General features: G+C 61.9%; 30 protein-coding genes. 17 read left to right on the forward strand and 13 right to left on the reverse strand.

Annotated features, from left to right (window positions below; translation table 11 throughout):
- Positions 1-15 precede the first annotated feature (15 nt).
- The 5 genes from L6D82_RS12730 (at position 16) to L6D82_RS12745 (ending at position 3,473) form a co-directional block, all read left to right on the forward strand.
- Positions 16-372 (forward strand): 4a-hydroxytetrahydrobiopterin dehydratase, encoded by a 357-nt coding sequence (locus L6D82_RS12730; RefSeq protein WP_003222798.1) that lies wholly within the window; start codon positions 16-18, stop codon positions 370-372.
- Entirely contained in the window at positions 372-1,565 is a 1,194-nt protein-coding gene (locus L6D82_RS12735; protein WP_085683027.1) for an amino acid aminotransferase, read from the forward strand. Before L6D82_RS12730 ends, L6D82_RS12735 begins: the two co-directional genes overlap by 1 nt.
- Before the next feature lie 240 nt (positions 1,566-1,805).
- The gene (locus L6D82_RS28555) at positions 1,806-1,937 is read left to right on the forward strand and encodes a hypothetical protein (RefSeq protein ID WP_256584349.1); all 132 of its coding nucleotides are present in this window, start codon (positions 1,806-1,808) and stop codon (positions 1,935-1,937) included.
- A 73-nt stretch (positions 1,938-2,010) separates the two neighbouring features.
- The gene (locus L6D82_RS12740; protein WP_007958348.1) at positions 2,011-2,190 is read left to right on the forward strand and encodes a hypothetical protein; all 180 of its coding nucleotides are present in this window, start codon (positions 2,011-2,013) and stop codon (positions 2,188-2,190) included.
- An 83-nt stretch (positions 2,191-2,273) separates the two neighbouring features.
- The gene (locus tag L6D82_RS12745) at positions 2,274-3,473 is read left to right on the forward strand and encodes an MFS transporter (protein WP_102686026.1); all 1,200 of its coding nucleotides are present in this window, start codon (positions 2,274-2,276) and stop codon (positions 3,471-3,473) included.
- Here the strand turns inward: L6D82_RS12745 and arfB are convergent.
- The 9 genes from arfB to L6D82_RS12790 form a co-directional block, all read right to left on the reverse strand.
- The gene (arfB, locus tag L6D82_RS12750; RefSeq protein WP_011333010.1) at positions 3,470-3,883 is read right to left on the reverse strand and encodes an alternative ribosome rescue aminoacyl-tRNA hydrolase ArfB; all 414 of its coding nucleotides are present in this window, start codon (positions 3,881-3,883) and stop codon (positions 3,470-3,472) included. The two genes, L6D82_RS12745 and arfB, sit on opposite strands and share 4 nt — an antisense overlap.
- Before the next feature lie 21 nt (positions 3,884-3,904).
- Positions 3,905-4,600, reverse strand: coding sequence for a pentapeptide repeat-containing protein (locus L6D82_RS12755; protein WP_236189295.1), 696 nt, complete (start codon positions 4,598-4,600; stop codon positions 3,905-3,907).
- 108 nt (positions 4,601-4,708) lie between these two features.
- Positions 4,709-6,124 carry an amino acid permease gene (locus L6D82_RS12760; RefSeq protein ID WP_085747141.1) on the reverse strand — a complete coding sequence of 472 codons (1,416 nt, stop codon included), beginning with the start codon at positions 6,122-6,124 and terminating at the stop codon, positions 4,709-4,711.
- 849 nt (positions 6,125-6,973) lie between these two features.
- Positions 6,974-8,191: a 23S rRNA pseudouridine(2605) synthase RluB gene (gene rluB / locus L6D82_RS12765; RefSeq protein ID WP_085747142.1), complete on the reverse strand. Its 1,218-nt coding sequence runs from the start codon at positions 8,189-8,191 to the stop codon at positions 6,974-6,976.
- A gap of 153 nt (positions 8,192-8,344) precedes the next feature.
- Positions 8,345-8,536, reverse strand: a complete 192-nt coding sequence (locus L6D82_RS12770) for a DUF1289 domain-containing protein (RefSeq protein WP_007958358.1) — start codon at positions 8,534-8,536, stop codon at positions 8,345-8,347.
- Positions 8,537-8,538: 2 nt separating this feature from the next.
- Positions 8,539-9,546: an SMC-Scp complex subunit ScpB gene (gene scpB / locus L6D82_RS12775; protein ID WP_236189297.1), complete on the reverse strand. Its 1,008-nt coding sequence runs from the start codon at positions 9,544-9,546 to the stop codon at positions 8,539-8,541.
- A gap of 11 nt (positions 9,547-9,557) precedes the next feature.
- Positions 9,558-10,256, reverse strand: a complete 699-nt coding sequence (locus L6D82_RS12780; protein WP_236189510.1) for a segregation and condensation protein A — start codon at positions 10,254-10,256, stop codon at positions 9,558-9,560.
- Positions 10,257-10,376: 120 nt separating this feature from the next.
- Complete coding sequence (locus L6D82_RS12785) at positions 10,377-11,006, reverse strand: L-threonylcarbamoyladenylate synthase (RefSeq protein WP_102686021.1); 630 nt, start codon at positions 11,004-11,006, stop codon at positions 10,377-10,379.
- Between the two features lie 13 nt (positions 11,007-11,019).
- A complete protein-coding gene (locus tag L6D82_RS12790) occupies positions 11,020-11,883 on the reverse strand; it encodes a PHP domain-containing protein (protein ID WP_085747145.1) in 864 nt (287 codons plus the stop codon).
- An 87-nt stretch (positions 11,884-11,970) separates the two neighbouring features.
- Here L6D82_RS12790 and L6D82_RS12795 point away from each other — a divergent pair, with 87 nt between their 5' ends.
- The 6 genes from L6D82_RS12795 (at position 11,971) to L6D82_RS12820 (ending at position 16,078) form a co-directional block, all read left to right on the forward strand.
- Entirely contained in the window at positions 11,971-12,567 is a 597-nt protein-coding gene (locus L6D82_RS12795) for a septation protein A (protein ID WP_007958367.1), read from the forward strand.
- A gap of 1 nt (position 12,568) precedes the next feature.
- Complete coding sequence (locus tag L6D82_RS12800) at positions 12,569-12,868, forward strand: YciI family protein (RefSeq protein ID WP_011333002.1); 300 nt, start codon at positions 12,569-12,571, stop codon at positions 12,866-12,868.
- A gap of 120 nt (positions 12,869-12,988) precedes the next feature.
- Positions 12,989-13,399, forward strand: a complete 411-nt coding sequence (locus tag L6D82_RS12805) for an SH3 domain-containing protein (RefSeq protein ID WP_085747147.1) — start codon at positions 12,989-12,991, stop codon at positions 13,397-13,399.
- A gap of 7 nt (positions 13,400-13,406) precedes the next feature.
- A complete protein-coding gene (locus L6D82_RS12810) occupies positions 13,407-14,084 on the forward strand; it encodes a response regulator transcription factor (protein ID WP_007958370.1) in 678 nt (225 codons plus the stop codon).
- Between the two features lie 136 nt (positions 14,085-14,220).
- Positions 14,221-14,670 carry a Spy/CpxP family protein refolding chaperone gene (locus tag L6D82_RS12815; protein ID WP_236189299.1) on the forward strand — a complete coding sequence of 150 codons (450 nt, stop codon included), beginning with the start codon at positions 14,221-14,223 and terminating at the stop codon, positions 14,668-14,670.
- A 67-nt stretch (positions 14,671-14,737) separates the two neighbouring features.
- Positions 14,738-16,078, forward strand: coding sequence for a sensor histidine kinase (locus tag L6D82_RS12820; protein WP_236189309.1), 1,341 nt, complete (start codon positions 14,738-14,740; stop codon positions 16,076-16,078).
- Positions 16,079-16,366: 288 nt separating this feature from the next.
- Here L6D82_RS12820 and L6D82_RS12825 read toward each other — a convergent pair whose 3' ends face one another.
- The gene (locus tag L6D82_RS12825; protein WP_236189319.1) at positions 16,367-16,933 is read right to left on the reverse strand and encodes a nitroreductase family protein; all 567 of its coding nucleotides are present in this window, start codon (positions 16,931-16,933) and stop codon (positions 16,367-16,369) included.
- Positions 16,934-17,054: 121 nt separating this feature from the next.
- Here L6D82_RS12825 and L6D82_RS12830 point away from each other — a divergent pair, with 121 nt between their 5' ends.
- A complete protein-coding gene (locus tag L6D82_RS12830; protein ID WP_085699555.1) occupies positions 17,055-18,509 on the forward strand; it encodes a TrkH family potassium uptake protein in 1,455 nt (484 codons plus the stop codon).
- On the opposite strand, the gene L6D82_RS12835 is transcribed toward L6D82_RS12830, so the two are convergent.
- Entirely contained in the window at positions 18,466-19,527 is a 1,062-nt protein-coding gene (locus tag L6D82_RS12835) for an AraC family transcriptional regulator (RefSeq protein ID WP_207252641.1), read from the reverse strand. The genes L6D82_RS12830 and L6D82_RS12835 overlap by 44 nt on opposite strands.
- Before the next feature lie 167 nt (positions 19,528-19,694).
- Here L6D82_RS12835 and L6D82_RS12840 point away from each other — a divergent pair, with 167 nt between their 5' ends.
- Both L6D82_RS12840 and L6D82_RS12845 read left to right on the forward strand, forming a co-directional pair.
- Positions 19,695-20,006 carry an Mpo1-like protein gene (locus L6D82_RS12840; RefSeq protein ID WP_085747153.1) on the forward strand — a complete coding sequence of 104 codons (312 nt, stop codon included), beginning with the start codon at positions 19,695-19,697 and terminating at the stop codon, positions 20,004-20,006.
- Between the two features lie 23 nt (positions 20,007-20,029).
- The gene (locus tag L6D82_RS12845; RefSeq protein WP_085605701.1) at positions 20,030-20,620 is read left to right on the forward strand and encodes an HD domain-containing protein; all 591 of its coding nucleotides are present in this window, start codon (positions 20,030-20,032) and stop codon (positions 20,618-20,620) included.
- A gap of 14 nt (positions 20,621-20,634) precedes the next feature.
- Here the strand turns inward: L6D82_RS12845 and L6D82_RS12850 are convergent, their stop codons facing one another.
- On the reverse strand, positions 20,635-21,450 hold the full coding sequence (locus tag L6D82_RS12850) for a UDP-2,3-diacylglucosamine diphosphatase (RefSeq protein ID WP_007958385.1): 816 nt from the start codon (positions 21,448-21,450) through the stop codon (positions 20,635-20,637).
- Between the two features lie 132 nt (positions 21,451-21,582).
- On the opposite strand from L6D82_RS12850, the gene L6D82_RS12855 reads away from it, so the two are divergent.
- Together L6D82_RS12855 and L6D82_RS12860 are read left to right on the forward strand one after the other, a co-directional pair.
- Positions 21,583-22,347, forward strand: coding sequence for an AraC family transcriptional regulator (locus tag L6D82_RS12855; RefSeq protein WP_236189331.1), 765 nt, complete (start codon positions 21,583-21,585; stop codon positions 22,345-22,347).
- A 72-nt stretch (positions 22,348-22,419) separates the two neighbouring features.
- Positions 22,420-23,313 carry a DMT family transporter gene (locus L6D82_RS12860; RefSeq protein WP_236189333.1) on the forward strand — a complete coding sequence of 298 codons (894 nt, stop codon included), beginning with the start codon at positions 22,420-22,422 and terminating at the stop codon, positions 23,311-23,313.
- Here the strand turns inward: L6D82_RS12860 and L6D82_RS12865 are convergent.
- Positions 23,307-23,594, reverse strand: coding sequence for an Rdx family protein (locus L6D82_RS12865; protein ID WP_085747156.1), 288 nt, complete (start codon positions 23,592-23,594; stop codon positions 23,307-23,309). The genes L6D82_RS12860 and L6D82_RS12865 overlap by 7 nt on opposite strands.
- A 71-nt stretch (positions 23,595-23,665) precedes the next feature.
- Between L6D82_RS12865 and L6D82_RS12870 the strand changes: the two genes are divergently transcribed.
- Positions 23,666-25,855, forward strand: coding sequence for a patatin-like phospholipase family protein (locus tag L6D82_RS12870; protein WP_236189352.1), 2,190 nt, complete (start codon positions 23,666-23,668; stop codon positions 25,853-25,855).
- The last annotated feature ends 4 nt before the right edge of the window (positions 25,856-25,859 follow it).

The following is a 25,859-nucleotide window of genomic DNA, read 5'->3' on the forward strand; positions in this document are numbered from 1 at the left end:
TTCAGGAAGTCCACCATGTCCACTTTGAACCAAGCCCATTGCGAAGCCTGCCGTGCAGATGCCCCACAAGTCAGCGATGAAGAGCTGCCGATCCTGATCAAGCAGATCCCTGACTGGAACATCGAAGTACGCGACAGCATCATGCAGCTGGAAAAAGTCTTCCTGTTCAAGAATTTCAAGCACGCGCTGGCCTTCACCAACGCCGTCGGCGAGATCTCCGAGGCCGAAGGTCACCACCCGGGCCTGCTGACCGAGTGGGGCAAAGTCACCGTGACCTGGTGGAGCCACTCGATCAAAGGCCTGCACCGCAACGACTTCATCATGGCCGCGCGCACTGACGAAGTGGCCAAGACCGCAGAAGGACGCAAGTAATGCACTTCGACGCCATCGGCCGGGTGCCCGGCGACCCGATCCTCGGCCTGATGGAGGCCTACGCGCAGGACTCCAACCCGCGCAAGTTCGACCTCGGCGTGGGCGTCTACAAGGATGCCCAGGGCCTGACGCCAATCCCCGAGGCGGTGAAAATCGCCGAGGCGCGTCTGGTCGAGAGCCAGGACACCAAGACCTACATCGGTGGCCACGGCAATCCGCTGTTCGGCAAGGTCATCAACGAGCTGGTGCTCGGTGCCGATTCGGCACTGATCGCCGAGCAACGCGCCGGCGCCACCCAGACCCCGGGTGGCACGGGCGCCCTGCGTCTGGCGGCAGACTTCATCGCGCAATGCCTGCCGGGCAAAGGCGTGTGGCTGAGCAACCCGACCTGGCCGATCCACGAAACGATTTTCGCGGCCGCCGGGGTCAAGATCAGCCATTACCCGTACGTCGGCAGCGACAACCGCCTCGACGTCGATGCGATGCTCGCCGTGCTCAATGAAGTGCCGAAAGGCGATGTGGTGCTGCTGCACGCGTGCTGCCACAACCCGACCGGTTTCGACCTGAGCCACGACGACTGGCAGCGGGTGCTGGAGGTGGTCCGTCGCCGCGATCTGCTGCCGCTGATCGACTTTGCCTACCAGGGCTTCGGCGACGGTCTGGAGCAGGATGCGTGGTCGACCCGACTGTTCGCCGCCGAGTTGCCCGAGCTACTGATCACCAGCTCCTGCTCGAAGAACTTCGGTTTATATCGCGACCGCACCGGTGCGTTGATTGTGAGCGCGAAAACCGCTGACAAGCTGATCGACATCCGCAGCCAGCTGGCGCACATCGCCCGCAACCTGTGGTCGACGCCACCGGATCACGGCGCGGCTGTCGTCGCCACGATCCTCGCCGACCCGGAGCTGAAACGCCGCTGGGCCGACGAAGTGGAAGCCATGCGCCTGCGCATCGCCCAATTGCGCAGCGGTCTGGTGGAAGCGCTGGAACCGCACGGCCTGCGCGAGCGTTTTGCACACATTGGCGTGCAACGCGGGATGTTTTCCTACACCGGTCTGTCGCCGGAACAGGTGAAAAACCTGCGCGAGCATCACAGCGTGTACATGGTCAGCTCGGGCCGGGCCAACGTTGCCGGGATTGATGCGACGCGTCTCGACTTGCTGGCAGAAGCGATCGCCAACGTCTGCAAATAACTCCCCCTTGTCTTGATCGTTCCCACGCTCCGCGTGGGAACGATCTGGCGCACTCATCGCGAGCAGGCTCGCTCCCACATTTGCCCTGCGTCACCCTGTCGCACTTGTCTAGACAATCCCGCCCGTCGAAACAAATGGATTTAAAAATCTGTTTGTCACTTTTCCTGCTGTATCCTTCGCAGGCTTTCTGAAAGCGCGGATCTACCAGATCTATCAACAGACTTAGCGAGGAGCGCAACCATGCACGAGATTCCGAATCTCCCCTTCCCAAGCCTGCACGAAACTGAGCAGACGACCACGCAACAAGCCGGTGCCCAACAGCCCGAGCCGAAAGAAGCCGCCGACAGCCGTCCGGCCGACAGCGAAGAGTAAGCAACACCCGCCGTACAGACCGTGTGGAAAGCGCTAACATGCGCTTTCCACACTGCCTGAAACCTGAGCCGCCATGTCCAAAGAATTCGATGAACAACAGGCCGAGATCCTGATCGGTGCCACCGAGAAGATGATCGAGATCTGGAGCCGTCTCTCGCCCGAGAAACAGGCCGCCCTGCTCGCCCGTTTCGGCAGCGAGGAAAACGCGCTGGCCGCACTGGTCACCACGCAATTGGTCGCCCCGGCCAAATAGTTTTACTTTTCCCCGCCCCAGACGCGTCCGCATCGGTATCATGAGCAGCCTATCTATTCTGCTCTTCCCGTGGATCGTAATTCATGTCGTCCTCTATGCCAGAACCCCAGCGCCCCTTGGCGGTCACGCTGCAAGTCGTTTCCATCGTCCTGTTCACCTTCATCGGTTATCTGAATATCGGCATTCCGCTGGCGGTGCTGCCGGGCTACGTGCACAGCGACCTGGGCTTCGGCGCGGTCATCGCCGGGCTGGTGATCAGCGTGCAATACCTCGCCACGCTGCTCAGTCGCCCGTATGCCGGCAAGATCATCGACAACCAGGGCAGTAAACGTGCGGTGATGATTGGTCTGGCCGGGTGTGGCTTGAGCGGTGTGTTCATGCTGATTTCGGCGTGGACGCCCCACCTGCCGCTGCTGAGCCTGATCAGCCTGTTCGTCGGCCGTCTGGTGCTGGGCAGCGCTGAAAGCCTGGTCGGCTCAGGCTCGATCGGTTGGGGCATCGGCCGCGTCGGTGCCGCCAACACCGCCAAAGTCATCTCGTGGAACGGCATCGCCAGTTACGGTGCGCTGGCGGTCGGTGCGCCGCTCGGGGTATGGCTGGTCAGCCGTTTCGGTCTGTGGAGCATGGGCGTAAGCATTCTGCTGCTCGCCAGCCTGGGATTGCTGCTGGCCTGGCCGAAAACCGCCGCGCCGATCGTGGCCGGCGAGCGTCTGCCATTCATGCACGTTCTCGGTCGCGTCTTCCCGCACGGCTGCGGACTGGCGCTGGGCTCGATCGGTTTCGGCACCATCGCCACCTTCATCACCCTGTATTACGCCACGCAGCACTGGGATAACGCGGTGCTGTGCCTGAGCCTGTTCGGCGCCAGCTTCATTGGTGCGCGGCTGCTGTTCGGCAACCTGATCAACCGCCTCGGCGGCTTTCGCGTGGCGATTGCCTGCCTGTCGGTGGAAACCCTGGGTCTGCTGTTGTTGTGGCTGGCGCCGGACGCGCATTGGGCATTGGCCGGTGCGGCATTGAGCGGTTTCGGTTTCTCGCTGGTGTTCCCGGCGCTGGGCGTGGAAGCCGTGAACCTGGTGCCGGCCTCCAGCCGAGGCGCGGCAGTCGGGGCCTATTCGTTGTTCATCGACTTGTCGCTGGGGATCACCGGGCCGCTGGCGGGTGCGATTGCAGCGGGCTTCGGTTTTGCCTCGATCTTCCTGTTCGCCGCCCTCGCCGCGCTGAGCGGTCTGGCATTGAGCGTCTATCTGTACCGCTACACGGCTAAGTACCGCGAAGACTAGAAATCCACCTTGCCGCGCCCGGCCTTGATGCTGCCGCGCTTGGTTTTCGATTCGAGCCGACGCTTCTTTGAACCCAGCGTCGGCTTGGTTGGCCGGCGCTTCTTCTCGACCTTGGTGGCGCTGAGAATCAGCTCGGTCAGACGCTCCAGCGCATCGGCGCGATTCTGTTCCTGCGTGCGATATTGCTGGGCCTTGATGATCAGCACACCGTCGCCGGTGATGCGACTGTCGCGCAGCGCCAGCAGCCGTTCCTTGTAGAACTCGGGCAAGGACGAGGCCGGAATGTCGAAGCGCAGGTGCACGGCGCTGGAGACCTTGTTGACGTTCTGCCCTCCGGCGCCCTGGGCGCGGATGTACGTCAGCTCTATCTCGGCATCCGGCAGATGCACATTGTTGGAAATCACCAGCATGGAAACTCTACCTTCAAGTCGCTAAGCGACAGACAACCCCAGTTCGGACAACAGCATCGATGCCTGGGCCCGGGAAATCACCGCCCCTTTGAACAGTTTGGCATCGTTGAGCCGAAAGCCGCTCAAATCGGCACCGCGCAGGTCGGCATCGGTGAACCTTGCGCCATTGATGCGTGCATGCGCCAGACTGCACTCGACGAACTCGGCCTTGCGAAAGTCGGCATCGCTCAAGTCCGCATCGGAGAAATCCAGACCGTTCAACGTCGTGCGGGCGAACGACATGCCGCCCAGAAATGCGCTGTTGAGTCGGGTCTCACTGAACGACAGACCCAGGCTGGAGGTGTGACTGAAGTTGGCACCGGTCAGCTTGCAGCCGGTGAAAGCGACCTGCGCCAGTTTCGCCCGCTGCCAGCGTGTGTTGTTCAAATCGCAATTGCTGAACGAGGCCTCCAGCAATTGGGCCGCTTCGAACACTGCGTGGGCACCCCGACAGCCCTTCCATTGAGTCGCTTCGAGGCGAGCACCGAGAAATTGCGTGCGCAGCAGAATGCAGCGCTGGAAATCGGCGCGATCCAGCGTCAGTCGCGACAGATCGACATCGGTGAAATCCACCCCGATAAACCGCAGCGGCAAGCGCTGGGACGCGATCAACGCCTGCACATCATCACGCGTCAGCGCGTCTCCTTCGACCTCGTAGTGCGTTTGCACCTGATCCATGCCCGACTCCTTCGCGATTCAATTGGCGCCGGCAGTCTATCGTCACTTCGCGTAGGACCGGGCACAAAAAAGCCGGCGGAAGCCGGCTATTTTGTTGTCGTCCGTTGCCTACTTGGCCGCGGCCCCAAGCACCGCGCGTTGATCGCTGCGCTTGTTCTTGATCACGTAGCAGACCCACATGAACACCACCCACACCGGGATCGCGTACACCGAGATCTGAATGCCCGGGATCAGCAGCATCACGCCGAGGATGAACAGGACGAACGCCAGGCAGATGTAGTTGCCGTACGGGTACCACAGCGCCTTGAACAGCGGCTTCTGATTGGTCTTGTTCATGTGTTGGCGGAACTTGAAGTGCGAGAAGCTGATCATCGCCCAGTTGATCACCAGCGTTGCAACCACCAGCGACATCAGCAGTTCCAGCGCGTGTTGCGGGATCAGGTAGTTGAGCAGCACCGCCACCAGGGTCACGGCCGCCGACGCCAGGATCGAACGCACCGGCACGCCGCGCTTGTCGATCTTCGCCAGCGCTTTCGGCGCATCGCCCTGCTCGGCCATGCCCAGCAGCATGCGGCTGTTGCAGTAGGTGCCGCTGTTGTACACCGACAATGCCGCGGTCAGTACCACGAAGTTGAGGATGTGCGCAGCGGTGTTGCTGCCAAGCATCGAGAACACCTGCACGAACGGGCTGCCGCTGTAGGAATCGCCCGAAGCGTTGAGGGTTTCCAGCAGGCTGTCCCACGGGGTCAGCGACAGCAGGATCACCAGTGCGCCGATGTAGAAAATCAGGATCCGGTAAATCACCTGGTTGATCGCTTTCGGGATCACGGTTTTCGGCTTGTCGGCTTCGGCTGCGGTGAAACCGAGCATCTCCAGACCGCCGAAGGAGAACATGATGATCGCCATGGCCATTACCAGACCGCTGACGCCGTTCGGGAAGAAGCCACCGTGGGACCACAGATTGCTGACCGAAGCCTGCGGGCCGCCATGGCCGCTGACCAGCAGATAACTGCCCAGGGCGATCATGCCGACGATCGCCACGACCTTGATGATCGCGAACCAGAATTCGGCTTCACCGAAGACTTTGACGTTGGCCAGGTTGATCGCATTGATCAGCACGAAGAACGCGGCAGCGGTGACCCAGCTCGGGATCTCCGGCGCCCAGTAGTGGATGTATTTGCCGACCGCGGTCAGCTCCGACATGCCCACCAGGATGTACAGGATCCAGCAGTTCCAGCCCGACAGGAAACCGGCAAAACCGCCCCAGTATTTGTGCGCAAAGTGGCTGAAAGAGCCGGCCACCGGCTCTTCGACGATCATTTCGCCGAGCTGGCGCATGATCATGAAGGCGATGAAGCCGCAGATGGCATAGCCGAGGATCATCGACGGGCCGGCGGATTTCAGCACCCCGGCCGAGCCGAGGAACAATCCGGTACCGATCGCGCCACCAAGGGCGATCAGTTGAATATGGCGATTTTTCAGGCCGCGTTTCAGCTCGCCTGATTGCGAGTTTTGTCCACTCATGAAAAAGGTCTCACGCAAGGTTTGATGATGTTCAGTAGACGTTGCTGCAAGGTTGCGATTTCAGCCAACCTTGATCAAACCCCAGCGCAGGCACCAGGAATTCAGCTTTTTTACAACGGTCATGCGTCACCTGTTTGTTTTTATCTGTGACGAAATCGAACCCGACACGCTTGTGACGCGGCGGAGTGAACAAGGCGGATAAACCTTGAGGTTTGCGCGATTACGCAGAGGGTCACAGTTAAAACGCGGCGCATTGTACACCGCTAACCCCCTGCTGCCAGACCTCGCCGGATCAGCGTGTCGGTTGCCGGGATTGCATGTGTCCACCCCGGGAGGCCCGGGCGGCTGCAAAAATTGAGTCAGGCCTTTGCAGGCCATCGGCGTGGACGATGGAAAATCCGCCCCACGTGGAGAAGTGAAAATGGATATCGGCGTTCATTGCGCCTCCTTCTTGTTATGCACCTGCACGACAGGCATGCAGCGCATCTCACCTTCCAAACGACGCTGAAACAAGCGCGCCAGAGCGCCGCGCAAGGCCCGGCGGGACTGGCTCCGGCAGATTTTCCTTACAGTCTGATAAAGACACCCGATTTACGGGTCTGCGACGGCCTTTTCGTAAATATTCACTGACAGTGCGTAACGTAAAGTTTCCACTCCAGACCCATCAAAGCCCGGAACAGCGATTGACGCTAGCTGACTAACTATTTGAAAGGCGTTAAGTTTTTTGTTTTAAAACAAGAAAAACACGCCCGAAAAATAGAAATAAAAAGTCCAAAAAAAAAACGCCAACCCTAAGGTTGGCGTTTCTGTTTTCAGCTTGAGGCTTGCCGCTCGAAGCTTATAACTGCTTTATTCCGGTTTCTTGCGACCGAAACCCGGACGCTGGCCGGAACCGGCCGGTGCGCCACGGCGCTTGCCCGACGGCTTGTCATCGTCAGCCAGCTTGATGCCTGGACGCTTCGGCGCCGGCTTGGCCGGACGCTTGGTGTCGGCTGGACGATCCGCCACCGGCGTACCGCGACCTTCGCCCCGCTCGGTACGGCCATTGGCCGGACGCGGAGTGCGTGGACCGCGCTCGCCATCCGGACGCGCTGCCGGCTTGCGGCCTGGACGCTCGCCTTCGATCTGCGGCTCGCGGACCGGACGTGGACCGGCGCCAATCGGTGCACCGTTGGCCGGACGCAGGGTGCGCACGCGTTCGGTACGGGCCATCGGACGCGACGATTTGCGCTGCATCCGGTCGAGCTTGTCTTTGCTCTTGGCATTCAGTTGCGGCATGGCCACCGGGGTCAGGCCGACTTCGGCGCTCAGCACGTCGACTTCGTACTGGCTCATTTCACGCCAGCGGCCCATCGGCAGGTCGGAGTTGAGGAAAACCGGGCCGAAACGCACGCGCTTCAGGCGGCTGACCACCAGGCCCTGGGATTCCCACAGGCGACGCACTTCACGGTTACGACCTTCCATCACCACGCAGTGATACCAGTGGTTGAAGCCTTCGCCGCCCGGTGCCTGTTGAATGTCGGTGAAACGCGCCGGGCCGTCTTCCAGCACAACGCCGGCCTTCAGGCGCTCGATCATCTCGTCATCGACTTCGCCACGCACACGCACCGCGTACTCACGGTCCATCTCGTAGGACGGGTGCATCAGGCGGTTGGCCAACTCACCGTCGGTGGTGAACATCAGCAGACCGGTGGTGTTGATGTCGAGACGACCGATGTTGATCCAGCGGCCTTCTTTCGGACGCGGCAGCTTGTCGAACACGGTCGGACGGCCTTCCGGGTCGTCACGGGTGCAGATCTCGCCATCGGGTTTGTTGTACATGATCACGCGGCGCACCGACTCGGCGGCTTCTTCGCGCTTGATGACTTTGCCATCAATGGTGATGGCGTCGTGCATGTCGACACGCAGGCCCAAGGTGGCGTCTTTGCCATTGACCTTGATGCGGCCGGCAGCGATCCAGGATTCGACATCACGGCGCGAGCCGACGCCGATACGGGCGAGGACTTTCTGCAGCTTTTCGCCTGCTGGGCCGATTTCCTGGTCGTCTTTCTGATTGATGTCACTCATCTGGGCACCTCCCGGTGTGGTCTGTTCAGCGGCGCTGAATGAGCCGCTGAAGCGTTGAAATCTGGGTTTTCGGGCGAAGGGATCGCCGAAGGGTCGCGAATCATACGCGGATGTGGCCGCGCGCGCATCAGAGACTAGTCGATCAGGGCAAGGTTATTTCTTTTTCCGCCGACCGGTGGCCCCGAGCTTGATCAGACGCAGCGCGGCTTCGGCCAGCACAGTGCGCTTGTCGTCCTTGTCGAGTTTCTTCCAGGCCCGTATCTCGCGCTTGCTGCGGCCGCAGCCCAGACAGATGTCGTCGCTGAACTTGCAGACGCTGATGCACGGGTCTTTGGTCGAGCTCATGCTCAATCCTCGAACTCGCGACGTTCGGCTTCGATGGCTTCGGCCAGGGCGCGGGCCTCGGCTTCTTCTTCGCTCAACTCTTCCTCGGCGGCGGGTTCCGGTTTGGGCTGTTCAAGCCGGGCGACGGCGGCCAGCAGCTTTTCCCGGGCTTCGGCCACGCCGAGCACATCGTCTTCCTGCTCAGGCTCGGGCTCGAATTCAGGCTCATGCTCAAATTCAGTTTCGAACTCATCCTCAACCGGCGGCTCGACCGGATCGAACTCAACCCCGGTCGGCATCGATTCACCGCCCGCCCCGTCACGCAGCAAGTCGTCAAAGTCGGTCTTGATCCCCTCCTCCATGCTGTCCAGTTCCAGCAGAAGGGTGTGGAAACTGGTTTCTTCCTTCGGCTCTTCCGGCTCGGCACTGGCGTCGGCCTGCTCCTGCAAGCCCGGTGGCACGGGAGCGTCGTCGAAGTCGAGCACCGGATCCGCCTCGATTTCGCGCAACTCGGCCAGCGGCGGCAGGTCGTCAAGGTTCTTCAGGTTGAAGTGATCGAGAAACGCCTTGGTGGTGGCGAACATCGCCGGTTTGCCCGGCACGTCGCGGTAACCGACGATGCGAATCCACTCGCGCTCGATCAGCGTCTTGACGATGTTGGTGTTGACCGCCACGCCCCGCACGTCCTCGATTTCGCCCCGGGTGATCGGCTGGCGATAGGCGATCAGCGCCATGGTTTCCAGCAATGCTCGGGAATAACGTTGCGGACGTTCTTCCCACAACCGGCCGACCCACGGCGCGAACTTCTCGCGGATTTGCAGGCGATAGCCCGACGCGACTTCCTTGAGCTCGAACGCCCGGCCTTCGCAGGATTTGCCGAGCAGGGTCAGGGCTTTCTTGAAGACCGGCGGTTCCGGGCGCTCGCCTTCTTCGAACAGTTCATATAGGCGCTCGAGGGATTGCGGCTTTCCCGAGGCCAACAGAAAGGCTTCAAGCAGGGACGCCAGCTCGCGGGGTTCAGTCAGGTTCATATCGGGACTCGTTATTCGACTCGGGCTCGCACGTGGATCGCGGCGAACGGCTCATTCTGCACCAGCTCGATCAGGGATTCCTTGACCAGTTCAAGGATCGCCATGAAGGTCACCACCACGCCGAGCTTGCCCTCCTCGGCGGTGAACAGCTCGACGAACGGCACAAACCCACCGCCCTTGAGCCGCTCCAGCACATCGCTCATGCGCTCGCGGGTGGACAGCGCCTCGCGGCTGACCTGATGGCTTTCGAACATGTCGCCCCGGCGCAGCACCTCGGCCATGGACATCAGGATTTCTTCCAGCGCCACGTCGGGCAAGAGTTTGCGCGCGCGGGCTTCCGGGGCGTCGAGCTTGGGCACGATCACGTCGCGACCGACCCGGCTCAGGCCATCGATGCCTTCGGCGGCAGCCTTGAACCGTTCGTACTCCTGCAGGCGACGAATCAGCTCGGCGCGCGGGTCGTCCTCTTCGTCCTCGACGGTTTCGGCCCGGGGCAACAGCATCCGCGACTTGATCTCGGCCAGCATCGCGGCCATCACCAGGTATTCGGCGGCCAGTTCCAGACGCACCGACTGCATAAGCTCGACATAACCCATGTACTGGCGGGTGATTTCCGCCACCGGGATGTCGAGGATGTTGATATTCTGTTTGCGGATCAGGTACAGCAGCAGATCGAGCGGGCCTTCGAAGGCTTCGAGGAAGACTTCCAGCGCGTCGGGCGGGATGTACAGGTCCAGCGGCATTTCCGTGACGGCCTGGCCATAGACCATGGCAAACGGCAGTTCCTGCTGGGCACCGGCCTGGGGATCAACGGTTTCCACTGCGGACATTCAGGCCTCGACCATGAATGGGGCAGGATCGCCGCAACCGACGCGGATCACTTCCGGATCATCGCCCGTGAGGTCGATCACGGTGGAGGCCTTGATACCGCCGGAACCGCCGTCGATGATCAGGTCGACCTGATGCTCGAGCAACTGGCGCATTTCGTACGGATCGCTCAACGGGTCTTCATCGCCCGGCATGATCAGGGTCACGCTCATCAACGGCTCTCCCAGTTCGGCCAGCAGCGCCAGCGCGATCGGATGGCTCGGCACCCGCAGACCGATGGTGCGTTTCTTCGGATGCAGCAGCAGGCGCGGCACTTCGCGGGTGGCGTTGAGGATGAAGGTGTACGGCCCTGGCAAGTGGGCTTTGAGGATTCGAAACGTCCCGGTGTCGATCTTGGCGTAATTGCCCAGTTGCGAAAGGTCGCTGCAGATCAGTGCGAAGTTGTGCTTTTCGTCAAGCTGACGCAGGCGTCGAACGCGCTCGATGCCGTTCTTGTCGCCGATCTGGCAGCCGATTGCGTAGGAGGAGTCCGTGGGATAGACCACCACTCCGCCCTTGCGGATGATCTCGACCGCCTGTTTGATCAGGCGCGCTTGCGGGTTTTCCGGATGAATCTGGAAAAATTGACTCACATTCTCTACCTGTTCAGACGGCGGCAATAACTGTGTCATGTTTGAACCGACACCACAGGGGTGGAAGGTCCTCCGGCACCGGCCGGTACTGGCCGATCTCGGACCAGCCACCAGGGCCATGGAAATCACTGCCGGCGCTGACCAGCAGACCGAACTCACGGGCAAGGATTGCCAGGCTGCCCACCTGTTCCGCAGGCTGATGACCGTTGACCACTTCGATCGCATGCCCGCCTGCTTGAATATAGTCGGCAATCAGCTTTCGGCGCTTGCTGCGGGTGAAATCGTAGTGCCACGGATGCGCCAGGCTGACCCAGGCGCCGGCGGCTCGCAGCGTGCCGACGGTGTCTTCGAGGGTCGGCCAATGCTGCTTGACGTCCCCAAGCTTGCCGGCGCCGAGCCATTTGCGAAACGCCTCGGCGCGATCCTTTACAAAACCTTCACGCACCATCCAGTCGGCGAAATGCGGGCGGGCCGGCGCGTTACCGCTGTCGCCCAGTTCCTGCTGGATCTGCCGCGCGCCGTCGAGCGCATTCGGCATGCCCTTGAGGGCGAGCTTGCGGCTTATTTCCTCAGACCGCAGCCAGCGGCCGTCGTGCAACTGGGCAATCGCCTCGACCAGCGGCGCGGCGTTGACGTCGAAACCGTAGCCGAGTACGTGAATGGTCGCCCCGCCCCAGGTGCAGGACAACTCGACGCCGTTGACCAGTTGCATGCCCAGCGCCTCGGCGGCCGTGCGCGCTTCGGCGAGGCCTTCTAGGGTGTCGTGATCGGTCAGGGCCAGGACTCGCACGCCGTTCTCGAACGCACGCGCAACCAGTGCCGCAGGCGCCAGGGCGCCGTCGGAGGCCGTGCTGTGGCAGTGCAAATCAACATTCACGGGGATGTGTAACCTCAAATCAGCTGGCGCTATCGCGCGCCCATATGTTTGTTATTATGCCGCCACATCCAGCTTCTGGCTCTCACTGTGAAACAATTCATCGATTTCATCCCGCTTCTGCTGTTCTTCATCGTCTACAAACTCGATCCACGCACCGTCGACGTTGCCGGCCATGAACTGACGGTAGGCGGCATTTACAGTGCAACCGCCGTGCTTATCATCAGCTCCCTGGTGGTGTACGGCGCGATCTTCATCAAGCAGCGCAAGCTGGAGAAGAGCCAGTGGCTGACGCTGGTCGCCTGCCTCGTGTTCGGCAGCCTGACCCTGGCCTTTCACAGCGAAACCTTCCTGAAATGGAAAGCCCCGGTGGTCAACTGGCTGTTCGCCCTGGCCTTCATCGGCAGCCATTTCATCGGTGACCGCCTGCTGATCAAGCGCATCATGGGCCACGCGTTGACCCTGCCGGATCCGGTCTGGACCCGTTTGAACATCGCCTGGATCGGTTTCTTCCTGTTCTGCGGTGCCGCCAACCTGTTCGTCGCCTTCACCTTCCAGGACTACTGGGTGGACTTCAAGGTGTTCGGCAGCCTGGGCTTGACCGTGCTGTTCCTGGTCGCTCAAGGCATCTACCTGTCCCGTCACCTGCACGACGCCGATACCACAACGCCAAAAACCGAGGACTGACATGCTCTACGCCATCATTGCCACCGACGTCGCCAACTCCCTGGAAGCCCGCCTCGCTGCGCGCCCGGCACACCTTGAACGCCTGCAAGTGCTCAAGGGCGAAGGCCGCATCGTGCTGGCCGGCCCGCACCCGGCGGTCGACAGCAATGATCCGGGCGCAGCAGGTTTCAGCGGCAGCCTGATCGTTGCCGAATTCGATTCCCTGAGCGCGGCGCAAGCCTGGGCCGATGCCGACCCGTACATCGCCGCCGGCGTTTACGCCAACGTGATCGTCAAGCCGTTCAAGCAAGTCCTGCCGTAACCTCCCCCGCTGATCCCCCCACGCGATGAACCTTGTCGGTTCATCGCGTTCTCAATCGCTCATTATTCTCGTTTGCCGGCCGACAACCTGCCCAATATCCATTTGGAAACAGGAGTCGCGATGCGCAAGGGTCCGTTGTGTCTGATGTTGGTCACGTTGTCGATCGTGGCGCCCGCCCATGGTGAAGAAAGCACCGAAGGCGGCAGCTCCACACCGCTTTCGTTGAGCGCCGGCAGCCAGATCACCGAGTTGCAGCAGCGCCTGAAGGCCAGCGAGCAGCAACGGGAAGAACTGAGCAAACAACTGCAAAATGCCGACAACACCCGCGAAAGCGCCCAGCTTGCCCGGTTGCGCCAGGAGAACCAGCGTCTGAAGCTGCAACTCAAGGAAGCCCAGGCCAGCCCGCTGCCGCGCCTGCTGACCGAACAGCAGCAATGGTTCGTCACCGGGGCCGGGGTAGCGCTATTGGCGCTGCTCTGCGGTATCTTTGCCAGTGGAGCAAGCCGAAAACGTCGGCAATGGCTAAATTGAGTGAGTCATGAGCGAGCTGTTACTGATTGATGATGACCAGGAGTTGTGCGAACTCCTGAGTAGCTGGCTGAGCCAGGAAGGCTTTCAGGTCCGGGCCTGCCACGATGGTCAGAGCGCCCGCAAGGCGCTGGCCGAAACCGCGCCGGCGGCCGTGGTGCTGGACGTGATGCTGCCCGACGGCAGCGGTCTGGAACTGCTCAAGCAACTTCGCAGCGATCACGCCGACCTGCCGGTGCTGATGCTCTCGGCCCGGGGCGAGCCGCTGGACCGGATCCTCGGCCTGGAACTGGGCGCCGACGATTACCTGGCCAAACCCTGCGATCCGCGCGAACTGACCGCCCGCCTGCGCGCCGTGCTGCGCCGCAGTCATCCGGCCGCCGTGTCGACCCAGCTCGAACTGGGCGACCTGAGCTTCAGCCCGGTGCGCGGCGTGGTCAGTATCGACGAAAAGGAATTCACCCTCACCGTGTCCGAAAGTCGCCTGCTCGAAGCCCTGCTCAAGCAACCGGGCGAGCCGCTGGACAAACAGGAACTGGCGCAGATCGCCCTCGGTCGCAAGCTGACCCTGTACGACCGCAGCCTCGACATGCACGTCAGCAACCTGCGCAAAAAGATCGGCCCGCACCCCGACGGCCGCCCGCGCATCGTCGCCCTGCGCAGCCGTGGCTACTACTACAGCCTCTAACCGTCTGTAAGTTTTGTCAGGTCGGCGCGAAAACGTGTTTACCCAAGCTTTACACAGCGCTGACCGCCGCTGACCTTGATCTCCGTAATCTGTACTCATCCGGAACGTACCGGGAACGAGACAAAGGAGATTCACCATGCGCAAGACTCTTATCGCTCTGATGTTTGCCGCTGCCCTGCCGACCGTCGCCATGGCCATGCCGCAGGATGGCGGCCCGATAGGTGGCCCGCTGGACGGCCCGCGCCATGGCGGTCAGATGCACGGCATGCACGGCAAAGGCCCGTACAGCCAGCTGGACCTGTCCCGCGAACAGCGCGAGCAGATCCGCAAGATCATGGGCGAGCAGATGCACGAGCGTAAGCAGACGGTCGAAAAATACCTGGAGAAACTCTCGCCAGCCGACCAGAAAGCCATGAAGGACGAGATGGCGGCCAACCACAAGAAAGCCGAGTCCGATGTCCGCGCCGTGTTGAAACCGGATCAACAGAAGAAATTCGACGAGATCCAGAAGAAACAGGCCGAGCGTCGCGCCGAATGGGCCGAGTTCAAAGCCTGGAAAGCGCAACAGCCGCAAAAGGCGCAATAATGTTCTAGCGTCACGCCCCGACCCAACGGCTCACCGCCGTTGGGTTTTCTTTGTTTGAGGATTTTCTGTGCGTTCATTGTTCTGGCGTATTCTCGCCAGCTTCTGGCTGGCCATCGCTCTGGTTGCAGGGCTTTCCATTCTGCTGGGGCACATGCTCAACCAGGACGCGTGGATCCTCAGCCGCCATCCGGGCCTCAACACTCTGGCCGCCGAATGGACGCAGACTTACGAAGCCCAGGGCGAAAACGCCGCCCAGGACATCCTCGAACAGCGCAAGCGCCAGTACCACATCGACGTGCAAGTGCTGAACGAAACCGGCGACCCGGTGGTGCGCGGCACCTTCCCCCGGCGCGCGGCCGCCTTCGAGGCGCGGCAGAACAACGATGACCGTCGCCTGCCATGGCGCCGTCTGACCGACGAATTCACCAGCGACAAAAGCGGCGACACCTACCTCTTCATCTACCGCATCCCGCACCCCGAACTCGACGCCTGGCACCGCGAAAGCCTGCTCTGGCCATTGAGTGCGCTGGGCATTGCGTTGGTGGTGCTGACCCTGTTCAGCCTGCTGGTGACGTTTTCCATCACTCGCCCGCTCAGTCGCCTGCGCGGTGCAGTGCATGACCTCGGCCAGACCACCTATCAACAGAACAGCCTGGCGCAACTGGCCAACCGTCGGGATGAATTCGGTGTGCTGGCCAATGACTTCAACCGCATGGGTGCCCGTCTGCAAAGCCTGATCGGCAGTCAGCGTCAGTTGCTGCGTGATGTCTCCCACGAATTGCGCTCGCCGCTGGCACGCCTGCGCATCGCCCTGGCACTGGCCGAACGGGCCAGCCCGGAAGAACGGGAAAAACTCTGGCCGCGCCTGACCCGCGAGTGTGATCGGCTGGAAGCGCTGATCAGTGAAATTCTGGTGCTGGCGCGGGTCGATGCCGACAACGCCAGCGCCGAAGACGTGGATCTGAATGCCTTGCTCGCCACCCTGCAAAAGGACGCGCAACTTGGCTCGCCAGAGCAGACCGTGCGTCTGGAGGCCGAGCCGGCACTCAATCTGACAGGCTGGCCGACCATGATCGAGCGCGCCGTGGACAACCTGCTGCGCAATGCCCAGCGCTTCAACCCGGTGGGGCAGTCGATTGAAATGCAGGCGTCACGTCAGGGCGAGCGGATCGTGGTCAGCGTGCGTGACCATGGGCCGGGGGTGCTGGCCGAGCATCTGAGCCAGTTGGGCGAACCGTTTTATCGGGCGCCGGGGCAGACCGCTGCGGGTCATGGCCTGGGGCTGGCGATTGCCCGGCGGGCAGCGGAGCGGCATGGCGGGACACTGGTGCTGGCCAATCACCCGCAGGGCGGGTTTGTGGCCAGTCTTGAGTTGCCGCTGGTGCCTGGGATTGTGGTGCAACCCTGAAAAGCCCCCTCATCGGAACGCCGCCCGCCCAGCCCTCTCCCGGAGGGAGAGGGAGCCGACCGAGGTGTCTTGCGTCATACATCAACCTGAAAAATCGAGTCGATTATGGATCTGCCAAGCACGTGAACCGAGTCAATTCCGGATTCGGCCGAAGCACGTGAACCGAGTCAATTCCGGATTCGGCAAAGCTCTTCCAGGTCGGTGAACCTCTGAAGCATCCCCCAATCAGTCCCCTCTCCCCCCGGGAGAGGGTTAGGGTGAGGGCGCTTTTTAAGCTTTTAAGGCCCTTTAAGCCTTACCCGGCCAGGCACTGACAAACTCCGCCAGATCAACCTTCTCGGCCACCCGCGGTTCTTTCTGCGGCGTGCCGAGGTAAAGGAAGGCAATCACCTCTTCGTCATCCGTCAGGCCCAAACCCTTGGCGACATGTTTCGAATAAGCCAGATCACCCGTGCGCCACACCGCGCCAATCCCCTGCGCGTAAGCCGCCAGCAGAATGCCGTGAGCCGCACAGCCCGCCGCCAGCAACTGCTCGGCCTTCGGGTATTTGACGTGTTCCTGCAATTTGGCGATGACCACGACCACCAGCGGCGCCCGCAGCGGGCCGTTGCGGGCCTTGTCGATCATCGCTTCGGTGACTTCGCCTTCCTGCATTTTTGCAGCTTCGGCCAGCAACTCGCCCATCTGCTCACGCGCCGTGCCTTCGACGGTCAGGAAGCGATACGGCTGCAAATGGCCGTGATCCGGTGCGCGGGTCGCGGCGGCGAACAGCACTTCGCGCTGTTCGGCGGTGGGGGCCGGATCGATCAGTCGTGGAACGGAAACACGGTTGAGCAAAGCGTCGAGAGCCTGCATCGGCCACCTCCTGAAAAAAATGTCCGGCTATTCTAGCTGCAAGTGATCCAGACGCGTCGGTTTACATGCCTTGCACCGCAGGTAGAATGGCGCCCTTCCCACATCAGCCCGAGCGGACTTCATGGCGTTGCCGACCTTACGGATCATTGGTTTCATCATCGGCATCTTCCTGATCACCCTGGCCATCGCCATGGTCGTGCCCATGGCCACCCTGGTGATTTTCGAGCGCACCGGCGATCTGCCGTCGTTCCTCTGGGCGAGCATGATCACCTTCGTCGCCGGCCTCGCGCTGGTGATTCCCGGTCGTCCGGAGCACATCCACCTGCGCCCCCGGGACATGTACCTGCTGACCGTCAGCAGCTGGCTGGTGGTGTGCATTTTCGCCGCACTGCCGTTTTTGCTGACCCAGCACATCAGTTACACCGACTCGTTCTTCGAAAGCATGTCCGGCATCACAGCCACCGGCTCGACCGTGCTCAACCATCTGGACGACATGTCCCCCGGCATCCTGATGTGGCGCTCGCTGCTGCACTGGATCGGCGGCATCGGCTTCATCGGCATGGCGGTGGCGATCCTGCCGCTGCTGCGCATCGGTGGCATGCGGCTGTTCCAGACGGAATCCTCGGACCGCTCGGAAAAGGTCATGCCCCGCTCGCACATGGTGGCGCGGCTGATCGTGGCGGCGTACGTCGGCATCACGATTCTCGGCAGCCTGGCGTTCTGGTGGGCCGGGATGAGCCCGTTCGATGCGATCAACCACGCGATGTCGGCGATTTCCACCGGCGGGTTCTCGACCTCCGACCAGTCCCTGGCCAAGTGGACGCAACCGGCGGTGCACTGGGTCGCGGTGGTGGTGATGATTCTCGGCAGCCTGCCGTTCACCCTGTACGTGGCGACACTGCGCGGCAACCGCCGGGCGCTGATCAAGGATCAACAGGTTCAGGGTTTGCTCGGCATGTTGCTGGTGACCTGGCTGGTGCTCGGCACCTGGTACTGGTGGACCACCAACCTGCATTGGCTGGACGCGTTGCGTCATGTGGCGCTGAACGTGACATCAGTAGTAACGACGACGGGATTTGCACTGGGGGACTACAGCCTTTGGGGCAACTTCTCGCTGATGCTATTCTTCTATCTGGGCTTCGTCGGCGGCTGCTCCGGCTCGACGGCGGGCGGGATCAAGATCTTCCGTTTCCAGGTCGCCTACATCCTGCTCAAGGCCAACCTTAACCAGCTGATTCACCCTCGCGCGGTGATCAAGCAGAAGTACAACGGTCATCGCCTCGACGAAGAGATCGTCCGGTCGATTCTGACGTTCTCGTTCTTCTTCGCGATCACCATTTGCGTGATCGCCCTGCTGCTGTCGCTGTTGGGCGTGGACTGGATGACGGCGTTGACCGGTGCCGCCAGCACCGTCTCCGGCGTCGGCCCGGGCCTGGGCGAGACCATCGGCCCGGCCGGCAACTTCGCCAGCCTGCCGGATGCGGCCAAGTGGATTCTGTCGTTCGGCATGCTGCTCGGCCGACTGGAGATCATTACGGTGTTTGTACTGTGTATTCCGGCGTTCTGGCGTCACTGATCGCCTTCGGCGCCTCGAGCAACCGCGCCCGGTAATCGCCGGGCGTGGTGTCGAACCAGCGGCGGAAGGCGCGGAAGAAATTGCTCGGGTCGGCAAAGCCCAGCAGATAGGCAATCTCCAGCAAGGTCATGCTCGGCTGCGCCAGATATTGCTCGGCGAGTTCGCGGCGGGTGTCGTCGAGCAACTGCTGAAAACTGGTGCCCTCCTCCTGCAAGCGTCGTTGCAAGGTGCGCTGGGACAGGTGCAGGGTCTGCGCCACCGTATCGCGTTTGGGTTCGCCCTGCGGCAGCAGGCGGCACAACACCTGACGCGCCTTGTGGGTCACGCGGCTTTCGGAAAACCGCGCCAGATATTCCCCGGCAAACCGGTCATGCAGCAGCGCCATCGCCTCGTTGGCGGTGGGCAGTGGCGCTTCCATGTCGGCCCGCTCGAAGATCAGCGCGTCATACGGCGCGTTGAACACCAGCGGTGCATGAAAGGCTCGTTTATAGGGTTCAAGATCATCCGGCTGGTCGCCCTGCACCAGCACTTTGCGCGGGTGCAGCGTGCGTCCGGTCAGCCAGCCGCACAACGCGAGCGCGCAGGCCAGCGAGGCTTCGGCACTTTGCCGGGTCGGCGGCAGATGATCGCCGTGTACCGTCAGAATCAGCGCATAACCTTCGTCGAGCAGGCGAAAACTCAGGTCGGCACTTTCGGCGATGATCCGCTGATAACGCACCAGTCGCTGAAAACCTTCCGCCAGCGTATTGCTTGACATCAGCGCATAGCCCGCTACATGAAACGAAGCCGGCCGCACCACCTTGCCCATATTCAGGCCGATCGCCGGATTGCCGGACAGCTCGACCGCCCGTTGCCAGAGTCGGGTCATGGAATCCTGCGGGAAGCGTGCGTCCGGGTCCTCCAGCGCCGCGTAGTCGAGCCCCAGCTGTCTGAACAAAACCCGGCAATCCAGGCCGTCCATTTCCAGTGCTTTGACAATCCCCATCGCCCAGCTTGCAGAAGTCGTTCGTTCGCTCATGGCGTTTTTTCTTGGATGACATGGTGAGCCGCATACTACGGCCGATTTCCCAAGGATAGTAAAGTGGCGCCGATTGTCACTGGCCGACGCCATTGATCACTCTAGACTCAAATAAGCTACCCGCCGAACAACTTGCAATCAGAACAATAACCACAGAGATCGCAGTCGTGGAAACCATCAAGCATTTCAACAGCTTCGCCGAGTTCTATCCGTATTACCTCAGCGAGCACGGCAACAGCACCTGCCGTCGCCTGCATTTCATCGGCACGACGCTGGTGATCTTCATTCTCGCCCTGACCATCGCCAAGGGCGCCTGGCTGCTTTTACTTGCGTTGCCGCTGGCGGGCTACAGCTTTGCCTGGGTCGGTCATTTCTTTTTCGAGAAAAACCGCCCGGCCACCTTCCAGCACCCGTTCTACAGCCTGCTCGGCGACTTCGTCATGTACCGCGACATGATCCTGGGCCGCGTGCCGTTCTAGAAATTCCGACAAGAGGACTGCCGATGAATGCCACTGCCCGTTTCACCCACATGAAGGACGGCACACAGGACGACTGGGCGATCATTGCGGCGGATTTCAGCGCCTACGCCCGTCAGTTGCCGGGCCGGATCATGGCCCACCTGAAACTGCTCGAAGGCGATTTCGGCGGTTTCCCGGTGGATCGCCTGACCCACTCGCTGCAAACCGCCACCCGCGCCTTTCGCGACGGCCGCGACGAGGAATACGTGGTCTGCGCCCTGCTCCACGACATCGGCGACACCCTCGGTTCCTACAATCACCCGGACATCGCCGCCGCCATCCTCAAGCCGTTCGTCAGCGCCGAGAACCTGTGGATGGTGGAAAAGCACGGGATCTTCCAGGGCTACTACTTCTTCCATCACCTGGGCATGGATCGGCACCTGCGCGAGCAATTCAGCGACCACCCGCAGTTTCTGGCGACCGCGGAGTTCTGCGCCAAATATGACGCGGCAGCGTTCGACCCCGAGTACGACACCCTGCCGCTGAGCTTCTTCGAGCCGATGATGGAAAGGCTGTTCGCCCAGCCGAAGAACTCGATCTACAAAGCGGCGATGGAAGAGCACAGCCCGGCCTGAGTTGACTTGAAAACTCAGGCCAGCTCGGCCACCTTCGCCGCTTTCAATTCCGCTTCCCGCGCCTGCGCATCGGCCAGGCGATACAGCTCGATCGTGCCGTCCCAGTGCTCGATCAGCGCCGTGCATGACTCCACCCAGTCGCCGCAGTTGAGGTAATCCACCTCGCCGACCTTGCGGATCTCGGCGTGGTGGATGTGCCCGCAGACCACACCGTGCAACTCGCGCTTCACGCATTCATGGGCGATGGCTTCTTCGAAGTCGCTGATGAAGCTGACCGCCGTCTTCACCTTGTGCTTGAGATAGGCCGACAGCGACCAGTAGCCATAACCGTATTTCGCCCGCCAGTGATTGAGCCAGCGGTTGAGGGTCAGGGTGAACTCGTAGGCTGAATCGCCAAGGAACGCGAGCCAGCGGTGATAGCGGGTGATCACGTCGAACTGGTCACCGTGAATCACCAGCAGATGCCGGCCATCGGCGGTGACGTGCACCGCCTCGTCGACCAGCTGGATATTGCCCAGAATCAGTTTTGAATAGCGGCGCAGGAATTCGTCATGGTTACCGGTGACGTAGATCACCTCGGTGCCGCGCTTGCTCATGGTCAGCAAACGGCGGATCACGTTGGTGTGCGCCTGCGGCCAGTACATGCCGCCGCGCAGTTTCCAGCCGTCGATGATGTCGCCGACCAGGTAGATCTTGTCGGCGTGATAGCCCTTGAGAAATTGCGACAGATGCTCGGCCTGGCAATCCCGCGTGCCCAGGTGCACGTCGGAGATCCACAGGGTGCGAACCCGTTGTTTACGGCTGGGTCTGGCGAGCTCGGCGCTGGTCATGGGCAACCCTCTGCGATGTTTTCGCCACTCTGCGCGCGCCCGGTTAATCGACCATGACAGGTATGCGTCAGTCGTGTGACAAACGCGTCGCCCCTGCGCCGGTGTAGACTGGCGGCTCGCCCGGAGACCGCCATGCAACCGATCCTGACCCTGCGCCATTACAGCCACGACCTGATCGCCCACAGCCACGACCACGCGCAACTGGTGTTCGGCCTGTCCGGCGCGCTGGATTTCGAAGTCGAAGGGCGTGGCAGCCAGGTATTGCAGCAGAGCTTCGTGGTGATCCCCGCCGGCGCGCATCACGCGTGCGGCAGTCCCAAGGGCAGCCGCTGTCTGGTGCTGGATGTGCCCGACGAGCAATGGCTGACGCGCTCGTTGGGTAATCACGCCGATGCCAGCCGCCGTCTGCTGGATAACGCCGCGCGGTTGTCGCTGGATGCCGGGCAAGGTCAATTGGTCAGCTGGCTGGCGAACAGTCCGGTTGACGATCCGCTGATTGCGCAACAGGGCGCGGTGTTGCTGCTGGCGAGCCTGAACCACGTGCCACCCGCCGAAATCGTCGCGCGCCGCCTGCCCTACGCGGCACTCGACGCGCACATCGAGCAGTACGCGGCCTATCCGCTGCAAGTCGCGGATCTGGCGCGCGTCGCCGGATTGTCCAGCGCCCGGTTGCATGCGCGGTTCGTCACCGAATGCGGGCAGACACCGATGGACTACATTCGCAGTCGCCGGCTGCACAAAGCCGTCACGCTGTTGCGCAACACCACGCTGCCCATCGGTGAAGTGGCCAGCCGTGTCGGCTACAACTCGCAAAGCGCATTTTCGGCCGCCGTCCTGCGTGAGTTCGGCACCTCTCCTACACAATTGCGACGCGAGGCTGACGACAAAAGTCGATAGCCTGCCGACAGACTTTTGCGTCGTGACACGCTTCAATGTGTGTCTGTAATGGTGTTTGGAAAAAGGACTGCAATGACTCCCCGTACCGCCCTCGGCGCCCTGCATATCGGCGCACTGATGTTCGGCCTGACCGGCGTTTTCGGCAAACTCGCGGCCGCAACGCCTGCCGTCATCGTGTTCGGACGCGCCGCGTTTGCCGTGCTGGCCCTGGCGTTTTTCGCCCGCTTCGCCCAACAGGGCGGTTGGCAGAAACTGCAGGCCGTGGACTGGCGGCGACTGGCCCTGAGCGGCGTGCTGCTGGCCGGACACTGGGTGAGTTTCTTCATTGCGGTCAAGGTCGCGGGCGTCGCCATTGCGACCTTGGGTTTCGCCAGTTTCCCGGCCTTCACGGTGATCCTCGAAGGGCTGATCTTCCGCGAACGCATCCGCATCAATGAAATCGTCCTCGTGGCGCTGGTCAGTGTCGGACTGGTGCTGGTGACCCCCGCCTTCGATCTGGCCAGCGGCGCGACCACCGGCCTGCTCTGGGCGATTCTGTCCGGCCTGCTGTTTTCCCTGTTGTCCCTGACCAACCGCGCCAGCTCCGGGCGCATCCCGGCGGTGCAGGCGGCGCTGTGTCAGAACGTGGTGGTGGCGTTGTGTCTGCTGCCGGTGGCGGCGCCGCAGCTGAGCGAAGTGCGTGCCATCGACTGGTTGTGGATCGGTCTGCTCGGGGTGTTCTGCACCGGCGTCGCCCACAGCCTGTTCGTCGCCAGCCTCGCGGTAATCAAGGCGCGCACCGCCGCGGTGGTGTTCGCCATGGAGCCGGTGTACGGGATTACCGTGGCCTGGCTGCTGTTCGATGAAGATCCGACCCTGCGCATGTTGATCGGCGGCGCGCTGATCATTGTTGCGATCGTGGTGTCGAGCCGGATGTCAGGCAGCAACGACAAGAAAACCGTCGCGGCCGAGGCAGCCTCTCACTGAGTACGGTCGTTGTGGCCGAGGTCGCGGTCAGGGTCGATCTGGTCGCGCACCCGCTGCTTGAGCACCTTGGCCTCCGGGAAACCGCCGTCGGCCTTGCGTTCCCAGATCTGCACGTCGTTGCAGGTGATGTGGAATATCCCGCCGGTGCCCGGCACCAGTGACACTTTGCCTAAATCGTCGCCGAAGGTGCTGAGCAGCTCTTGCGCCAGCCATGCGGCGCGCAACATCCACTGGCATTGCGTGCAATAGGTAATGACGATTTCCGGTTTTGTGACGGTCATGATCGCTGAAACTCCTGAGCCAGAGGGCGCCGCTATAATAGCCGGCTTTATCGCTCGCCCCGAGACTCACGATGCGTCGTCTTCTGATCTGCCTGTTGCTTGGTTTCCTACCGCTGTTCGTTCATGCCAGTGAGGCAACGCGCCCCAAAGTCGGCCTTGTTTTGTCCGGCGGTGCGGCCCGAGGGCTGGCGCACATCGGTGTGCTCAAGGCTCTGGAAGAACAAGGCATCAAGATCGATGCGATTGCCGGCACCAGCATGGGCGCGGTGGTCGGCGGGCTGTACGCCTCGGGCTACAAGATCGACGAGCTGGAAAAACTCGCCCTGACCATCGACTGGCAGCAGGCGCTGTCCGACGCCCCGCCCCGCGAAGACGTACCGTTCCGGCGGAAACAGGACGACCGCGACTTTCTGGTGAAACAGAAGCTGAGCTTTCGCGATGACGGCAGCCTCGGCCTGCCACTGGGCGTGATTCAGGGCCAGAACCTTGCGCTGCTGCTGGAAAGCCTGCTGGCCCACACCAGCGACACCCGGGATTTCGACAAGCTGCCGATCCCGTTCCGCGCCGTGACCACCGACATCGCCAACGGCGAAAAAGTGGTGTTCCGCAAGGGCCACCTGCCCCAGGTGATCCGCGCCAGCATGTCGATCCCGGCAGTGTTCGCTCCGGTCGAACTCGACGGCCGATTGCTGGTGGATGGCGGCATGACCGACAACATTCCACTCGATGTGGCCCGTGAAATGGGCGTCGACGTGGCCATCGTGGTCGACATCGGCACCCCGCTGCGCAACCGCAAGCAACTGCTGACCGTGGTCGATGTGCTGAACCAGTCGATCACCCTGATGACCCGGCGCAACTCCGAAGAGCAACTGGCGACCCTGCATCCCGATGACGTGCTGATCCAGCCGCCGCTGGCCAGTTTCGGCGCCACCGACTTCGGTCGCGGCCAGGAAATGATCGACGCCGGCTACCGCGCGACCCAGGCCCTGAACGTGCGCCTCGCACGCCTCAAACCCCTGCAGTCGCAAGACGCCGAACTCAACGCCGCCCGCGCGCCGGGCCAGCGCACGCCGATCATCACCGCGATCAAGGTCGAGAACGACTCGAAAGTCGGCGATGACGTGATCCGCTACTACATCCGCCAGCACATCGGCGAACCGCTGGACCTGGGTCGTCTGCAAACCGACATGGGCACCCTGTACGGCCTCGATTACTTCGAGCAGGTGCAATACCGCGTGGTGCACAAGGGCACGGATCACACGCTGGTAATCAGCGCGCGCGGCAAACGCACCGGCACCGATTACCTGCGGGTCGGCCTCAGCCTGTCGGACGACATGCGCGGCGACAGCGCCTTCAACCTCGGTGCCAGTTACCGCGTGAACGGCATCAACCGACTGGGTGCGGAATGGCTGACCAGGGCGCAGATCGGCGATAAACAAGAGCTGTACAGCGAGTTCTATCAGCCGCTGGACGTCGGCTCTCGCTACTTCCTGGCGCCTTATGCTTCGTTTGCCGCACAGAACGTCGACTCGGTTCTGGACAACGATCCGATCGCCCAGTATCGCGTCGAGCGCTACGGCTTCGGCCTCAATGTTGGCCGGCAGATCGGCAACAGCGGCGAAGTGCGCTTCGGGGTTGGCGAGGCCTGGGGCAAGGCTGATGTGCGGATCGGCGATCAGGACCTGCCAAGCGAAAACTTCAACGAAGGGTTCTATGCGTTGAAGTATTCCTTCGACTCGCTGGACAACGTCTACTACCCCCACGAAGGCGAAGACATCGGCCTGACGCTGGTGCAGTTCGAACCGAGCCTGGGCTCCGACACGCGCTACCGGCAGTGGGAGTTCAAACTGGACAAGGCCATGAGCAGTGGCCCGAATACGCTGATTCTCGGCGGTCGTTATGGTCGCACGCTGGACGATGCCAACGTGGTGACCTCCAGTTTCCAGCTCGGCGGCGCCCGGCAATTGTCCGGTTTCCGCGAAGACGCGATCTCCGGGCAGAACGTCAGTCTGATGCGTGCGGTGTATTACCGCCGCCTCACCCCGCGTTCGTACCTGCCGCTGGACTTCCCGCTGTACGCCGGCGCCTCGCTGGAACGCGGCCGGGCCTGGAACAACGACAATGTATTTGACAGCGGCTATATCAACGCCGCCAGTGTGTTCATCGGCTTCGATACGCCGCTGGGGCCGCTGAACTTCAGCTATGGACTGAACGATGCGGATGAACAGGCGGTGTACCTGAACCTCGGCCAGACCTTCTGACAAC

The sequence above is a fragment of the Pseudomonas paraglycinae genome, assembly GCF_021601625.1.
GTDB classification, from domain to species: Bacteria; Pseudomonadota; Gammaproteobacteria; order Pseudomonadales; family Pseudomonadaceae; genus Aquipseudomonas; species Aquipseudomonas paraglycinae.

Coding starts and splice junctions, on each gene's coding strand:
- L6D82_RS12730 (WP_003222798.1), top strand. CDS start 16: ATGTCCACTTTGAACCAAGCCCATTGCGAAGCCTGCCGTGCAGATGCC.
- L6D82_RS12735 (WP_085683027.1), top strand. CDS start 372: ATGCACTTCGACGCCATCGGCCGGGTGCCCGGCGACCCGATCCTCGGC.
- L6D82_RS28555 (WP_256584349.1), top strand. CDS start 1,806: ATGCACGAGATTCCGAATCTCCCCTTCCCAAGCCTGCACGAAACTGAG.
- L6D82_RS12740 (WP_007958348.1), top strand. CDS start 2,011: ATGTCCAAAGAATTCGATGAACAACAGGCCGAGATCCTGATCGGTGCC.
- L6D82_RS12745 (WP_102686026.1), top strand. CDS start 2,274: ATGTCGTCCTCTATGCCAGAACCCCAGCGCCCCTTGGCGGTCACGCTG.
- arfB (WP_011333010.1), bottom strand. CDS start 3,883: ATGCTGGTGATTTCCAACAATGTGCATCTGCCGGATGCCGAGATAGAG.
- L6D82_RS12755 (WP_236189295.1), bottom strand. CDS start 4,600: ATGGATCAGGTGCAAACGCACTACGAGGTCGAAGGAGACGCGCTGACG.
- L6D82_RS12760 (WP_085747141.1), bottom strand. CDS start 6,124: ATGAGTGGACAAAACTCGCAATCAGGCGAGCTGAAACGCGGCCTGAAA.
- rluB (WP_085747142.1), bottom strand. CDS start 8,191: ATGAGTGACATCAATCAGAAAGACGACCAGGAAATCGGCCCAGCAGGC.
- L6D82_RS12770 (WP_007958358.1), bottom strand. CDS start 8,536: ATGAGCTCGACCAAAGACCCGTGCATCAGCGTCTGCAAGTTCAGCGAC.
- scpB (WP_236189297.1), bottom strand. CDS start 9,546: ATGAACCTGACTGAACCCCGCGAGCTGGCGTCCCTGCTTGAAGCCTTT.
- L6D82_RS12800 (WP_011333002.1), top strand. CDS start 12,569: ATGCTCTACGCCATCATTGCCACCGACGTCGCCAACTCCCTGGAAGCC.
- L6D82_RS12805 (WP_085747147.1), top strand. CDS start 12,989: ATGCGCAAGGGTCCGTTGTGTCTGATGTTGGTCACGTTGTCGATCGTG.
- L6D82_RS12810 (WP_007958370.1), top strand. CDS start 13,407: ATGAGCGAGCTGTTACTGATTGATGATGACCAGGAGTTGTGCGAACTC.
- L6D82_RS12815 (WP_236189299.1), top strand. CDS start 14,221: ATGCGCAAGACTCTTATCGCTCTGATGTTTGCCGCTGCCCTGCCGACC.
- L6D82_RS12825 (WP_236189319.1), bottom strand. CDS start 16,933: ATGCAGGCTCTCGACGCTTTGCTCAACCGTGTTTCCGTTCCACGACTG.
- L6D82_RS12830 (WP_085699555.1), top strand. CDS start 17,055: ATGGCGTTGCCGACCTTACGGATCATTGGTTTCATCATCGGCATCTTC.
- L6D82_RS12835 (WP_207252641.1), bottom strand. CDS start 19,527: ATGAGCGAACGAACGACTTCTGCAAGCTGGGCGATGGGGATTGTCAAA.
- L6D82_RS12845 (WP_085605701.1), top strand. CDS start 20,030: ATGAATGCCACTGCCCGTTTCACCCACATGAAGGACGGCACACAGGAC.
- L6D82_RS12850 (WP_007958385.1), bottom strand. CDS start 21,450: ATGACCAGCGCCGAGCTCGCCAGACCCAGCCGTAAACAACGGGTTCGC.
- L6D82_RS12855 (WP_236189331.1), top strand. CDS start 21,583: ATGCAACCGATCCTGACCCTGCGCCATTACAGCCACGACCTGATCGCC.
- L6D82_RS12860 (WP_236189333.1), top strand. CDS start 22,420: ATGACTCCCCGTACCGCCCTCGGCGCCCTGCATATCGGCGCACTGATG.
- L6D82_RS12865 (WP_085747156.1), bottom strand. CDS start 23,594: ATGACCGTCACAAAACCGGAAATCGTCATTACCTATTGCACGCAATGC.
- L6D82_RS12870 (WP_236189352.1), top strand. CDS start 23,666: ATGCGTCGTCTTCTGATCTGCCTGTTGCTTGGTTTCCTACCGCTGTTC.